10 protein-coding genes are annotated in these 14499 nt (G+C 66.9%); all 10 read left to right on the top strand.

Annotation, left to right across the window (positions count from 1 at the left end):
* Positions 1–5: 5 nt before the first annotated feature.
* The 10 genes from nusG (at position 6) to POF73_RS02030 (ending at position 14355) form a co-directional block, all read left to right on the top strand.
* The gene (nusG, locus tag POF73_RS01985) at positions 6–824 is read left to right on the top strand and encodes a transcription termination/antitermination protein NusG (protein ID WP_272112610.1); all 819 of its coding nucleotides are present in this window, start codon (positions 6–8) and stop codon (positions 822–824) included.
* A gap of 288 nt (positions 825–1112) precedes the next feature.
* Positions 1113–1640: a hypothetical protein gene (locus tag POF73_RS01990; protein WP_272112611.1), complete on the top strand. Its 528-nt coding sequence runs from the start codon at positions 1113–1115 to the stop codon at positions 1638–1640.
* Between the two features lie 269 nt (positions 1641–1909).
* Positions 1910–2344 carry a 50S ribosomal protein L11 gene (gene rplK / locus POF73_RS01995; RefSeq protein WP_028805116.1) on the top strand — a complete coding sequence of 145 codons (435 nt, stop codon included), beginning with the start codon at positions 1910–1912 and terminating at the stop codon, positions 2342–2344.
* An 84-nt stretch (positions 2345–2428) separates the two neighbouring features.
* On the top strand, positions 2429–3154 hold the full coding sequence (gene rplA, locus POF73_RS02000; protein WP_272112612.1) for a 50S ribosomal protein L1: 726 nt from the start codon (positions 2429–2431) through the stop codon (positions 3152–3154).
* 141 nt (positions 3155–3295) lie between these two features.
* Positions 3296–4102 (top strand): hypothetical protein, encoded by an 807-nt coding sequence (locus tag POF73_RS02005; RefSeq protein ID WP_272112613.1) that lies wholly within the window; start codon positions 3296–3298, stop codon positions 4100–4102.
* Positions 4103–4115: 13 nt separating this feature from the next.
* On the top strand, positions 4116–4955 hold the full coding sequence (locus tag POF73_RS02010; protein WP_272112614.1) for a hypothetical protein: 840 nt from the start codon (positions 4116–4118) through the stop codon (positions 4953–4955).
* A 288-nt stretch (positions 4956–5243) separates the two neighbouring features.
* Entirely contained in the window at positions 5244–5774 is a 531-nt protein-coding gene (rplJ, locus tag POF73_RS02015) for a 50S ribosomal protein L10 (protein ID WP_272112615.1), read from the top strand.
* Between the two features lie 108 nt (positions 5775–5882).
* The gene (gene rplL, locus POF73_RS02020; protein WP_272112900.1) at positions 5883–6272 is read left to right on the top strand and encodes a 50S ribosomal protein L7/L12; all 390 of its coding nucleotides are present in this window, start codon (positions 5883–5885) and stop codon (positions 6270–6272) included.
* 599 nt (positions 6273–6871) lie between these two features.
* On the top strand, positions 6872–10357 hold the full coding sequence (gene rpoB, locus POF73_RS02025; RefSeq protein ID WP_272112616.1) for a DNA-directed RNA polymerase subunit beta: 3486 nt from the start codon (positions 6872–6874) through the stop codon (positions 10355–10357).
* A 98-nt stretch (positions 10358–10455) separates the two neighbouring features.
* Complete coding sequence (locus POF73_RS02030; protein WP_272112617.1) at positions 10456–14355, top strand: DNA-directed RNA polymerase subunit beta'; 3900 nt, start codon at positions 10456–10458, stop codon at positions 14353–14355.
* The last annotated feature ends 144 nt before the right edge of the window (positions 14356–14499 follow it).

Raw genomic sequence — 14499 nt, forward strand, 5'->3', positions numbered from 1 at the left:
CCACCGTGTCTGACCAGAACCTGAACGACACCGTCGAGCCGGATGAGTCCGTGGAAGACGAGCTCGACATCGTCGAGGGCGCGGACGAGGACCTGGACGAGGTCGAGGCTGCCGACGCCGAGGCGGGCGAGCCGGCCGAGGAGGCCGCACTGCACGTGGAGGACGCCGAGGACGCGGAGGAGGCCCCCGAGGAGGAGGCCGAGCCCGTCGACCCCGTCGTCGCCCTGCGCGAGGAGCTTCGCACGCTGCCCGGCGAGTGGTACGTCATCCACACCTACGCCGGTTACGAGAACCGCGTGAAGACCAACCTGGAGCAGCGCGCCGTTTCGCTGAACGTCGAGGACTACATCTTCCAGGCCGAGGTGCCGCAGGAAGAGGTCGTCCAGATCAAGAACGGCGACCGCAAGACGATCAAGCAGAACAAGCTGCCGGGCTACGTCCTCGTCCGTATGGACCTGACCAACGAGTCCTGGGGCGTCGTTCGCAACACCCCCGGCGTCACCGGCTTCGTGGGCAACGCCTACGACCCGTACCCGCTGACCCTGGACGAGATCGTCAAGATGCTCGCCCCGGAGGCCGAGGAGAAGGCCGCCCGCGAGGCCGCCGAGGCCGAGGGCAAGCCCGCCCCGCAGCGCAAGGTCGAGGTCCAGGTGCTGGACTTCGAGGTCGGCGACTCGGTCACCGTCACCGACGGTCCGTTCGCCACGCTGCAGGCCACGATCAACGAGATCAACGCCGACTCGAAGAAGGTCAAGGGCCTGGTGGAGATCTTCGGCCGCGAGACGCCGGTCGAGCTCTCCTTCGACCAGATCCAGAAGAACTAAGCAGCACCGCAGCTCTTCACGAAGGGCCTTCCGCCGACGGTTTTCCGCCGGTGGGAGGCCCTTTCGTCGTATACGCCAGCACGCGCGACGACCACGTTCCCAATAAATGTGTGTTGCACCACAACCATCCGGTGTCACCGCTGGTCTGACTTGATGACCGAAACGCGTGGACAGCGTTCTTCATGGTGTTTCCCAGCTCTTTGTGGCGGTTTGCCCTGGGCTGCTCGCTGTCCGCGTCGGCCTTCGGCGTCTTCCGAGTCACACACCAAGAAGTGGGGGAACTTCCTCATGCGTGCTCGATCCATCCTGGTCGCGGCGGCGGCGTCCGCCTGCGTGCTGCTGCCCACGACCTCCGCGGTCGCCGGGACCGGTCCGGCCCCGTCGCCCGGCAAGCAGAACCTGACTGCCCGTTCGGCCGCCCCGTCCGAGGCCGGCAACCCGCTCAGCGCCAAGGCGCAGGCTGCCGGCGTCTGCTCCGACGCCTACCAGATCGGCGCCACTGCCTACATCAACCGGGCCGGCGCGCACGTCGCCTCGGTGAAGCAGTTCTACTCGCCCAAGTGCAAGGCGAACTACGGCTACGTCTGGGTCTGGCAGAGCTTCCGCGACAAGGTCAAGGACTACGACGTCAGCACCGGCGTCTACAGCTACGCCCGTGACGAGATCGTGGGCCAGGACTGGTGGAACGCCACCAACAGCCAGGAGTTCTGGTCCCTGCCCGCCGACACGGCCGACGAGTGCACCTCGGCCCTCGGTACGCTGCGCGCACCCGGGGACCCGGTGCCGGGACAGGCCACGACCGCCAAGCGCTGCTGACCGCCCCTCCGGCTCTGGGTCCCGGCCGTCGCGCGGCGGCCGGGACCCAGGGGTCCGGGGTGCGGGCGCGAGGGTCCGGGGCCCGGGTTCAGGGCTCGGGACCGGGGTGTGCACGACCGGGTGCCTGAGCTGCCGGTTTTGGTCCTGACGCGTTACCCGTTATCGTTGTGCGGTATGCCTCCATCCGGATGATCCGGAAGTTCACCGTTCCAGGTGGCAAGCGGTACGGATGGTGGCGGAACACCTCTCACTAAGGACCCGGAGAGAGCATGCCTCCCAAGAAGAAGAAGGTCACGGGGCTCATCAAGCTCCAGATCCAGGCCGGTGCCGCCAACCCGGCTCCGCCGGTCGGCCCCGCGTTGGGCCAGCACGGCGTCAACATCATGGAGTTCTGCAAGGCCTACAACGCCGCGACCGAGTCGCAGCGCGGTTGGGTCATCCCGGTGGAGATCACGGTCTACGAGGACCGTTCCTTCACTTTCATCACCAAGACGCCGCCGGCCGCCAAGATGATCCTCAAGGCCGCGGGTGTCGAGAAGGGCTCTGGCGAGCCGCACAAGACCAAGGTCGCCAAGATCACCGAGGCGCAGGTCCGCGAGATCGCCACCACGAAGATGCCCGACCTCAACGCCAACGACCTGGACGCCGCCGCGAAGATCATCGCCGGCACCGCCCGCTCCATGGGCATCACGGTCGAGGGCTGACCTCAACCCCCGTACGACAAGCAGATACGTGGAAGGGCCCTGCTCGGCCCGGACCACGACTCCTAAGAACACACAGGAGCAGTAGTGAGCAAGCGCAGCAAGACTCTCCGCGCTGCGGACGCCAAGATCGACCGGGACAAGCAGTACGCCCCGCTTGAGGCCGTCCGTCTCGCCAAGGAGACGTCCACGACCAAGTTCGACGGCACCGTCGAGGTCGCCTTCCGTCTGGGTGTCGACCCGCGTAAGGCCGACCAGATGGTCCGTGGCACCGTGAACCTTCCGCACGGCACCGGTAAGACCGCCCGGGTCCTGGTCTTCGCGACCGGCGACCGTGCCGAGGCCGCGCGTGCCGCGGGCGCCGACATCGTCGGCGCCGACGAGCTGATCGACGAGGTCTCGAAGGGCCGCCTGGACTTCGACGCCGTCGTCGCCACCCCGGACCTCATGGGCAAGGTCGGCCGCCTCGGCCGCGTGCTCGGTCCGCGTGGTCTGATGCCGAACCCGAAGACCGGCACCGTCACCCCGGACGTCGCCAAGGCCGTCACCGAGATCAAGGGCGGCAAGATCGAGTTCCGCGTCGACAAGCACTCGAACCTGCACTTCATCATCGGCAAGGTGTCCTTCGACGACACCAAGCTGGTGGAGAACTACGGCGCCGCGCTGGAGGAGATCCTCCGTCTGAAGCCGTCCGCCGCCAAGGGTCGCTACATCAAGAAGGCCGCCATCACCACCACGATGGGCCCCGGCATCCCGGTCGACCCGAACCGCACCCGCAACCTCCTCGTCGAGGAGGACCCGGCCGCGGTCTGAGCCAACGGCTCACCAGGCTCTACGACGGGCCCCGCACCCTTCCCGGGTGCGGGGCCCGTCCCTTGTCTCCTCCGTCGTCTTCGTCCGTTTGTCAGTGCCCTGGGTTAACTTTCATTCACGGGGTTCGCACAGGGGGGACGAATGACGAGCACGAGGGCGCGCCGGTCGGCGTTCTGGATCGCGCTGCTGACCGCGCTGACGGCTCTGGCCGCCTGCACATCCTCCGGCCGCTCCGACGAGAAGGCCGGCACCACGCCCTCCCACGCCGTCACCGCCGCCCTGCGCACCGTCGAACGCTCCACCGACCAGGCGCGATCAACCAGGGTCAGGTCCACGACCAGCATGGGCTCGGCGCTCTCCATGAAGGCCGACGGCACCCTCGCCTGGCACAAGGGCCTCACCGGCGCCCTGAAGATCACCTACACCGGCGGCACGACGGCCGACACGATGCGCCGCCTCGGCACCACGTCGATGGAGGCCCGCTACCTCCCCGAGGCCTATTACGCGCGCATGGGCGAGGCGTTCGCCGAGAAGGCCGACGGCAAGCACTGGATCAAGTACGCCTACGACGACCTGGAACAGCTCGGCGGCAGCTCCGGAGCCGACCTCGCGGACCAGATGCGCGGCACCGCGCCGCACACGTCGGTGAAGTTGCTGCTGTCCTCCAAGGACGTACGGAAGGTCGGCGAGGAGACGGTCAGCGGCGGGCGCGCCTCGCACTACTCCGGCACGGTGCACGGCGAAGGCGTCACTTCCCAAACCGTCGACATATGGGTCGACGACCGGAACCTGCTGGTCAAGAAGGTGGAGAAGGGGCGGACGGCCACGGGACCGCTCACCCAGACCGCGTTCTACAGCGACTACGGAGTGAAGACCGCGGTCCAGAGACCTCCGGCGGGGGACACCGCGGACCTCAAGGACCTGCTGAACGACTCCGGCGGACACTGAGGGCCGGGAATCGATGAAGCTTGCCGTACGTGCCGTCCTGCCCGCAGCCGCCGCCTTGTTGCTCGCGGGCTGCGGGACCGGCGCCGACGCGGAGCAGTCCGCGGAGTCACCGGCCGCCGACGCCGTCGCACGGGCCGTGGAGAGGACCGAGGGTGCCACGTCCCTGCACTACCGGGTCACCGGCCGGTTCCCTGCGCGCGGGCGGATAGCGGACGAGGGGACCGTCCGTACGAAGCCGGTGGAGGCCCGACTCAGGACGGCCAACCTGAGTGGCGAGGAGCGGGGCGAGACCGAGCTGCGTCTGGTCGGCGGGGTGCTGTACGGCAGCGCCACCGACGACATGGTCGAGGAGATGGGCGGCAGGCACTGGATCAGCTACGGCCCCGCCGCCGAGTTCACCACCCACGGCGGCCTGCGCATGGACGTCGGTGCCATGCGTGACCAGGTCGGCCGCAACCCGGCCCGGGAAGCCGCCTTCCTGGCCGGCGCGCAGGACGTGCGGCGGGTCGGCGCCGAGAAGGTCGCCGGAGCCGACACCGCGCACTACACGGGGACGGCCGCCGTCGACGAGCTCCGAGCCTCGCTCAAGGAGGTCGAGGACAAGGCCGCCCGAGCGGGACGCGAGCGCAGCCTCGACCAGTACGAGAAGCTGGGCGTGGACGAGCTCACCCTGGATGTGTGGGTCGACGGCGGCGACCGGATCAAGCGGCTCCGCACCCGGGGCTTCGGCCACCAGGGGCCCCTCGACCTCACCTTCACGTTCCTCGACCACGACAGGCCGGTGACCGTCCCGGCACCACGCGCCGACGACACGGCCGACCTGCGCAAGCCGCTGAAGAAGAACGGGAGCTGAGGGTCGTACGGGCCGATTTGCCTGACGGCGTTCGAGTCCCGTACTCTCCTACAGAAGCCAAAGACCGCTGGTCGTTGCCGTGCGCTCGCGAGAGGGTGCGGTGGCCGAAGGATCCGCTGAAATGCGGGCGACCCGCGCAGGTGACAGTGGAAGAACTCCCGGAGTGCGTGCGTCCAGCGCGTTCAACCGGTCGAGTCCGCCCCGTGCGCCTGCGCCGGGGCGTTTCGTTTTCCCCAGTCCTCCTTCGGGTCCGCGCGGTCAGAATCACCCGGAAGGAGGCCGAGGCTCATGGCGAGGCCCGACAAGGCTGCCGCAGTGGCCGAGTTGACGGAGCAGTTCCGCAACTCCAACGCTGCCGTGCTTACCGAGTACCGCGGTCTCACCGTGGCGCAGCTCAAGACGCTGCGTCGTTCGCTCGGTGAGAACGCCCAGTACGCCGTGGTGAAGAACACGCTGACCAAGATTGCGGCCAACGAGGCCGGGATCAACACGCTGGACGACCTGTTCAACGGTCCGACGGCTGTCGCCTTCGTCACCGGTGACCCGGTGGAGTCGGCGAAGGGTCTCCGTGACTTCGCCAAGGACAACCCGAATCTCGTCATCAAGGGCGGTGTCCTTGACGGTAAGGCGCTCAGCGCCGACGAGATCAAGAAGCTTGCGGACCTTGAGTCCCGCGAGGTTCTGCTCTCCAAGCTGGCCGGTGCCTTCAAGGCGAAGCAGTCCCAGGCTGCCTCCGTCTTCCAGGCGCTGCCGTCGAAGCTCGTCCGCACCGTGGACGCGCTGCGCGCCAAGCAGGACGAGCAGGGCGGTGCCGAGTAACTCGGCTCGCACAATGACCGCCGCCTGACGCGGTGGTCGTAGCGGGCCGAACGTACGCCCGCCAGACATGTACATCCGGCACCAGCCGAATTTAGTGGAAGGAAAGCCATCGTGGCTCTCACCCAGGACGAACTGCTCGCCGAGTTCGAGAACATGACCCTGATCCAGCTCTCCGAGTTCGTGAAGGCGTTCGAGGAGAAGTTCGACGTCACCGCCGCCGCTGCCGCGCCGGTCGTCGTCGCCGGTGGTGCCGCTGGTGGCGCCGCCGCCGAGGCCGTCGAGGAGAAGGACGAGTTCGACGTCATCCTCACCGGTGCCGGCGACAAGAAGATCCAGGTCATCAAGGTCGTGCGTGAGCTGACCTCCCTGGGCCTGAAGGAGGCCAAGGACCTCGTGGACGGCGCCCCGAAGCCCGTTCTCGAGAAGGTCGCCAAGGACGCCGCCGAGAAGGCCGCCGAGTCCCTCAAGGGCGCCGGCGCCTCCGTCGAGGTCAAGTAAGACCTCCCGGCCGGGTACGGCCATCGCGGTCGGGTACGACCGCCGCGCTTGCTGAAAGCAGCCGTCCAGGGCTGTAACGCAGTCGCACCGAAGAGCGATCATCCATTCGGGTGGTCGCTCTTCGGCGTTCCTGGGGGCGCGGCCACGGTTGCCTTGCGCCCGCTACGGCGGGGGGTATGGTGATCTTCGTCGTGTCTCCGGGCCGTCCTGGGTTCGGGCATGGGGGCCTTGACGAACCGCACGCAGCGCGCAATTCTCAGGACGCGTCGCCACAAGGATCCGAATCCGAGGCATGGATCGGCGACGAAGAGGGCAGTATCAACGTGCATTGAGGGCAAGCATGCCGAGGGCGTTGAGAACAACGAGGGTCGCGAAAAACCCGCACTGGACATCAGTGTGCCAAGTGGCTACACTGACCCTTTGCGCTGCCTGTTAGCTGTCCCCTGCCCGTCACCAGGGGCATGCCCTCGCTTGAGCACCGATGACCGGACCATCCCTGACCTGGCCTTCTTTGGTTGGAGAGGGAAACCCCTGTCTACGTGCCCCGGTGAGGGGCCGGTACGCGCGTAGTGAGTCCGAGCCCTCGGAAGGACCCCCTCTTGGCCGCCTCGCGCAACGCCTCGACCGCGAATATGAACAACGGCGCCAGCACCGCCCCGCTGCGCATCTCCTTTGCAAAGATCAAGGAGCCTCTTGAGGTTCCCAACCTGCTCGCGCTGCAGACCGAGAGCTTTGACTGGCTGCTCGGGAACACCGCCTGGCAGAGTCGGGTCGAGGAGGCTCTGGAGTCCGGTCAGGACGTGCCCACCAAGTCCGGTCTGGAGGAGATCTTCGAGGAGATCTCCCCGATCGAGGACTTCTCCGGGTCGATGTCGCTGACGTTCCGCGACCACCGTTTCGAGCCGCCGAAGAACAGCATCGACGAGTGCAAGGAGCGCGACTTCACGTACGCCGCCCCGCTCTTCGTGACGGCTGAGTTCACCAACAACGAGACCGGCGAGATCAAGTCCCAGACGGTCTTCATGGGCGACTTCCCGCTCATGACGAACAAGGGCACCTTCGTCATCAACGGCACCGAGCGTGTCGTGGTGTCGCAGCTCGTCCGTTCGCCCGGTGTCTACTTCGACTCCTCCATCGACAAGACGTCCGACAAGGACATCTTCTCGGCCAAGATCATCCCGTCTCGGGGTGCCTGGCTGGAGATGGAGATCGACAAGCGCGACATGGTCGGTGTCCGTATCGACCGCAAGCGCAAGCAGTCCGTCACCGTCCTGCTCAAGGCGCTCGGCTGGACCACCGAGCAGATCCTGGAGGAGTTCGGCGAGTACGAGTCGATGCGCGCCACCCTGGAGAAGGACCACACCCAGGGCCAGGACGACGCGCTGCTCGACATCTACCGCAAGCTGCGTCCGGGCGAGCCCCCCACGCGTGAGGCCGCGCAGACGCTGCTTGAGAACCTGTACTTCAACCCGAAGCGTTACGACCTCGCCAAGGTCGGCCGCTACAAGGTCAACAAGAAGCTGGGTGCGGACGCTCCGCTCGACGCGGGCATCCTGACCGTCGAGGACGTCATCTCGACGATCAAGTACCTGGTGAAGCTGCACGCGGGCGAGGCCGAGACGGTCGCCGACAGCGGTCAGACGATCGTTGTCGAGACCGACGACATCGACCACTTCGGCAACCGTCGTCTGCGCAGCGTCGGCGAGCTCATCCAGAACCAGGTCCGTACGGGTCTGGCGCGTATGGAGCGTGTCGTCCGCGAGCGCATGACGACTCAGGACGTCGAGGCGATCACGCCGCAGACCCTGATCAACATCCGGCCGGTCGTCGCCTCCATCAAGGAGTTCTTCGGCACCAGCCAGCTGTCGCAGTTCATGGACCAGAACAACCCGCTGTCCGGGCTGACGCACAAGCGTCGTCTGTCCGCGCTCGGCCCGGGTGGTCTGTCCCGTGAGCGGGCCGGCTTCGAGGTCCGTGACGTGCACCCGTCTCACTACGGCCGTATGTGCCCGATTGAGACCCCTGAGGGCCCGAACATCGGTCTGATCGGTTCGCTCGCCTCCTACGGCCGGGTCAACGCGTTCGGCTTCGTCGAGACGCCGTACCGCAAGGTCGTCGACGGCCAGGTCACCGACGAGGTGGACTACCTGACCGCCGACGAGGAGGACCGCTTCGTCATCGCGCAGGCCAACGCCACGCTCAACGACGACATGCGGTTCGCCGAGGCCCGCGTCCTGGTCCGCCGTCGTGGCGGCGAGGTCGACTACGTCGGTGGCGAGGACGTCGACTACATGGACGTCTCGCCGCGCCAGATGGTGTCGGTCGCGACCGCCATGATCCCGTTCCTTGAGCACGACGACGCCAACCGTGCCCTCATGGGCGCGAACATGATGCGTCAGGCAGTGCCGCTGATTAAGTCCGAGGCCCCGCTCGTCGGCACCGGCATGGAGTACCGCTCCGCCGTCGACGCCGGCGACGTGGTCAAGGCCGAGAAGGCGGGTGTGGTCCAGGAAGTCTCCGCGGACTACATCACCACCGCCAACGACGACGGTACGTACATCACGTACCGCCTGGCCAAGTTCGCCCGTTCCAACCAGGGCACCTCGGTCAACCAGAAGGTCATCGTCCTTGAGGGCGACCGCGTCATCGAGGGCCAGGTCCTCGCCGACGGTCCGGCCACCCAGAACGGCGAGATGGCGCTGGGCAAGAACCTGCTCGTGGCGTTCATGCCGTGGGAGGGTCACAACTACGAGGACGCGATCATCCTGTCGCAGCGCCTCGTGCAGGACGACGTCCTCTCCTCGATCCACATCGAGGAGCACGAGGTCGACGCCCGTGACACCAAGCTCGGCCCCGAGGAGATCACCCGGGACATCCCGAACGTCTCCGAGGAGGTCCTCGCCGACCTCGACGAGCGCGGCATCATCCGCATCGGTGCCGAGGTCATCGCCGGTGACATCCTGGTCGGCAAGGTCACGCCCAAGGGTGAGACCGAGCTGACGCCGGAGGAGCGCCTGCTGCGCGCGATCTTCGGTGAGAAGGCCCGTGAGGTCCGTGACACCTCACTGAAGGTGCCGCACGGCGAGACCGGCAAGGTCATCGGCGTCCGCGTCTTCGACCGCGAGGAGGGCGACGAGCTGCCGCCGGGCGTGAACCAGCTGGTCCGCGTCTACGTCGCGCAGAAGCGCAAGATCACCGACGGTGACAAGCTCGCCGGCCGGCACGGCAACAAGGGTGTCATCTCGAAGATCCTTCCCATCGAGGACATGCCGTTCCTCGAAGACGGAACTCCGGTCGACATCATCCTCAACCCGCTGGGTGTGCCGTCCCGAATGAACCCGGGACAGGTCCTGGAGATCCACCTCGGCTGGCTCGCCAGCCGCGGCTGGGACGTCTCCGGGCTCGCGGACGAGTGGGCGCAGCGCCTCCAGGCGATCGGCGCCGACCAGGTCGACCCGGGCACGAACGTCGCGACCCCCGTCTTCGACGGTGCGCGTGAGGACGAGCTCGCGGGTCTGCTCAACCACACCATCCCGAACCGCGACGGCGAGCGCATGGTGCTCCCGACCGGTAAGGCGCGGCTGTTCGACGGCCGTAGCGGTGAGCCGTTCCCGGACCCGATCTCGGTCGGCTACATGTACATCCTGAAGCTGCACCACCTGGTCGACGACAAGCTGCACGCGCGTTCGACCGGCCCGTACAGCATGATCACCCAGCAGCCGCTGGGTGGTAAGGCCCAGTTCGGTGGCCAGCGCTTCGGTGAGATGGAGGTGTGGGCGCTGGAGGCATACGGCGCCGCGTACGCCCTCCAGGAGCTGCTGACCATCAAGTCCGACGACGTCACCGGCCGCGTGAAGGTCTACGAGGCCATCGTCAAGGGCGAGAACATCCCCGAGCCCGGCATCCCCGAGTCCTTCAAGGTGCTCATCAAGGAGATGCAGTCGCTCTGCCTGAACGTGGAGGTGCTGTCCAGCGACGGTATGTCCATCGAGATGCGTGACACCGACGAGGACGTCTTCCGCGCTGCGGAGGAGCTCGGCATCGACCTGTCCCGGCGCGAGCCGAGCAGCGTCGAAGAGGTCTGACGGGAGTCCGGCGGGGCCCTCACCCACAGGGCCCCGCCGACCCCCAGGCCCCCGTTTCAGACCCCAAGACTTACAACCCTGAGAGGGATTGACGCATAGTGCTCGACGTCAACTTCTTCGATGAGCTCCGGATCGGTCTGGCCACCGCTGACGACATCCGTCAGTGGAGCCACGGCGAGGTCAAGAAGCCCGAGACCATCAACTACCGCACCCTCAAGCCCGAAAAGGACGGACTCTTCTGCGAGAAGATCTTCGGTCCGACCCGGGACTGGGAGTGCTACTGCGGCAAGTACAAGCGCGTCCGCTTCAAGGGCATCATCTGTGAGCGCTGTGGCGTCGAGGTCACGCGCGCCAAGGTGCGCCGTGAGCGGATGGGCCACATTGAGCTGGCCGCTCCCGTCACGCACATCTGGTACTTCAAGGGCGTTCCGTCGCGGCTGGGCTACCTGCTCGACCTCGCCCCGAAGGACCTGGAGAAGGTCATCTACTTCGCGGCGTACATGATCACGTACGTCGACGAGGAGCGTCGTACCCGCGACCTGCCCTCCCTGGAGGCGCATGTCTCGGTCGAGCGGCAGCAGATCGAGAACCGCCGGGACTCCGACCTGGAGGCTCGCGCCAAGAAGCTTGAGTCCGACCTGGCCGAGCTGGAGGCCGAGGGCGCCAAGGCCGACGTGCGCCGCAAGGTGCGCGAGGGTGCCGAGCGTGAGATGAAGCAGCTGCGTGACCGTGCGCAGCGCGAGATCGACCGCCTGGACGAGGTGTGGACCCGGTTCAAGAACCTCAAGGTCCAGGACCTGGAGGGCGACGAGCTCCTCTACCGCGAGCTGCGTGACCGCTTCGGCACGTACTTCGACGGTTCGATGGGTGCCGCGGCGCTGCAGAAGCGCCTGGAGTCCTTCGACCTCGACGAGGAGGCCGAGAAGCTCCGCGAGATCATCCGCACCGGCAAGGGCCAGAAGAAGACCCGTGCGCTGAAGCGGCTGAAGGTCGTGTCTGCGTTCCTGCAGACCTCCAACAGCCCCAAGGGCATGGTCCTCGACTGCGTCCCGGTCATCCCGCCGGACCTTCGCCCGATGGTGCAGCTGGACGGTGGCCGCTTCGCGACCTCCGACCTGAACGACCTGTACCGCCGTGTGATCAACCGCAACAACCGTCTGAAGCGCCTGCTCGACCTGGGTGCTCCGGAGATCATCGTCAACAACGAGAAGCGCATGCTTCAGGAGGCTGTTGACGCCCTCTTCGACAACGGTCGTCGTGGTCGCCCGGTCACCGGTCCGGGCAACCGCCCGCTGAAGTCCCTCAGCGACATGCTGAAGGGTAAGCAGGGTCGATTCCGTCAGAACCTGCTCGGTAAGCGTGTGGACTACTCCGCGCGTTCCGTGATCGTCGTCGGTCCGCAGCTGAAGCTGCACCAGTGCGGTCTGCCCAAGGCGATGGCGCTGGAGCTCTTCAAGCCGTTCGTGATGAAGCGCCTGGTCGACCTGAACCACGCGCAGAACATCAAGAGCGCCAAGCGCATGGTGGAGCGCGGCCGCACGGTCGTGTACGACGTCCTCGAAGAGGTCATCGCCGAGCACCCGGTGCTGCTGAACCGTGCTCCCACCCTGCATCGCCTCGGCATCCAGGCCTTCGAGCCGCAGCTGGTCGAGGGCAAGGCCATCCAGATCCACCCGCTCGTCTGCACCGCGTTCAACGCGGACTTCGACGGTGACCAGATGGCCGTGCACCTGCCGCTGTCCGCGGAGGCGCAGGCCGAGGCCCGCATCCTGATGCTGTCCTCGAACAACATCCTCAAGCCCGCCGACGGCCGTCCGGTGACGATGCCGACCCAGGACATGGTCCTCGGTCTGTTCTTCCTCACCACCGACGGCGAGCTGCGTGACACCAAGGGCGAGGGCCGGTCCTTCGGCTCCACGGCCGAGGCGATCATGGCGTTCGACGCCGGTGAGCTCGCGCTCCAGTCGCCGATCGACATCCGCTTCCCGGTGGGCACCATCCCGCCGCGCGGCTGGACCCCGCCGGCGCAGGAGGAGGGCGAGCCCGAGTGGCAGCAGGGTGACACCTTCCGCCTGCGGACGACCCTGGGCCGCGCGCTCTTCAACGAGCTGCTGCCCGAGGACTACCCGTTCGTCGACTACTCGGTGGGCAAGAAGCAGCTCTCCGAGATCGTCAACGACCTGGCCGAGCGCTACCCCAAGGTCATCGTGGCGGCGACGCTCGACAACCTGAAGGCGGCGGGCTTCTACTGGGCGACCCGTTCCGGTGTCACCGTGGCCATCTCCGACGTCGTCGTTCCCGAGGCGAAGAAGGAGATCGTCAAGGGCTACGAGGCGCAGGACGAGAAGGTCCAGAAGCAGTACGAGCGCGGTCTGATCACCAAGGAAGAGCGCACTCAGGAGCTCATCGCGATCTGGACCAAGGCGACCAACGAGGTCGCCGAGGCGATGAACGAGAACTTCCCCAAGACGAACCCCATCTTCATGATGGTTGACTCGGGTGCCCGAGGAAACATGATGCAGATGCGGCAGATCGCCGGTATGCGTGGTCTGGTGTCGAACGCCAAGAACGAGACCATCCCGCGTCCGATCAAGGCGTCCTTCCGTGAGGGCCTGTCCGTGCTGGAGTACTTCATCTCCACGCACGGTGCCCGTAAGGGTCTGGCGGACACCGCCCTGCGTACCGCCGACTCGGGTTACCTGACCCGTCGTCTGGTGGACGTCTCGCAGGACGTCATCATCCGCGAGGAGGACTGCGGCACCGAGCGCGGCCTCAAGCTGGCCATCGCCGAGCGCGGCGCCGACGGCGTCCTGCGCAAGGCGGACAACGCCGAGACCAGCGTGTACGCGCGCTGCCTCGCCGAGGACATCGTCGTCGACGGCAAGGTGCTCGCCCCGGCGGGCGTCGACCTCGGTGACGTCCTCATCGACCAGCTGGTCGCGGCCGGCATCGAGACGGTCAAGACCCGCTCGGTCCTGACCTGCGAGTCCGCCGTCGGCACCTGCGCCATGTGCTACGGCCGTTCGCTCGCCACCGGCAAGCTGGTCGACATCGGTGAGGCGGTCGGCATCATCGCCGCCCAGTCCATCGGTGAGCCCGGTACCCAGCTGACGATGCGTACCTTCCACACCGGTGGTGTGGCCGGTGACGACATCACCCAGGGTCTGCCGCGTGTCGTCGAGCTCTTCGAGGCCCGTACCCCGAAGGGTGTCGCCCCGATCTCCGAGGCCCAGGGCCGCGTGCGGATCGAGGAGACCGAGAAGACCAAGAAGATCGTCGTCACCCCGGACGACGGCAGCGACGAGACGGCGTTCCCGATCTCGAAGCGTGCCCGACTCCTGGTCAGCGAGGGCGAGGCCGTCCAGGTGGGCCAGAAGCTCACCGTGGGTGCCACCAACCCGCACGACGTGCTGCGCATCCTGGGTCAGCGTGCCGTCCAGGTCCACCTGGTCGGCGAGGTCCAGAAGGTCTACAACTCGCAGGGTGTGTCGATCCACGACAAGCACATCGAGATCATCATCCGGCAGATGCTGCGCCGTGTGACGATCATCGAGTCCGGCGACGCCGAGCTGCTGCCCGGTGAGCTGGTCGAGCGCTCGAAGTTCGAGACCGAGAACCGTCGTGTGGTCCAGGAGGGCGGTCACCCGGCCTCCGGTCGTCCGCAGCTCATGGGTATCACCAAGGCCTCGCTGGCCACGGAGTCCTGGCTGTCGGCGGCGTCCTTCCAGGAGACGACGCGAGTCCTCACGGACGCGGCGATCAACGCCAAGTCCGACTCGCTCATCGGCCTCAAGGAGAACGTCATCATCGGTAAGCTCATCCCGGCCGGTACGGGTCTGTCCCGCTACCGCAACATCCGGGTCGAGCCGACCGAGGAGGCCAAGGCCGCGATGTACTCGGCCGTCGGCTACGACGACATCGACTACTCGCCGTTCGGCACGGGCTCCGGCCAGGCCGTTCCGCTGGAGGACTACGACTACGGTCCGTACAACCAGTAAGGCGTACGTCCACTGAAGGGCGGTCACCTCTCGGGGTGGCCGCCCTTCGGCGTCCCCGGTCGCCCCCGGGTGTCCACGTGCGCCCCCAGGGGGCCCGGACACCGTCTCCGGGTTTTCTCGGGGTGGACCCCGATGCCACCCAGG

Origin of the sequence: Streptomyces sp. HD (assembly GCF_028369295.1) — a bacterium.
GTDB lineage: Bacteria > Actinomycetota > Actinomycetes > Streptomycetales > Streptomycetaceae > Streptomyces.

Bases quoted from the DNA above. Each gene is read 5' to 3' on its own strand.
- POF73_RS01990 (WP_272112611.1), top strand. From the start codon at position 1,113: ATGCGTGCTCGATCCATCCTGGTCGCGGCGGCGGCGTCCGCCTGCGTG.
- POF73_RS02005 (WP_272112613.1), top strand. From the start codon at position 3,296: ATGACGAGCACGAGGGCGCGCCGGTCGGCGTTCTGGATCGCGCTGCTG.
- POF73_RS02010 (WP_272112614.1), top strand. From the start codon at position 4,116: ATGAAGCTTGCCGTACGTGCCGTCCTGCCCGCAGCCGCCGCCTTGTTG.
- rplK (WP_028805116.1), top strand. From the start codon at position 1,910: ATGCCTCCCAAGAAGAAGAAGGTCACGGGGCTCATCAAGCTCCAGATC.
- rplJ (WP_272112615.1), top strand. From the start codon at position 5,244: ATGGCGAGGCCCGACAAGGCTGCCGCAGTGGCCGAGTTGACGGAGCAG.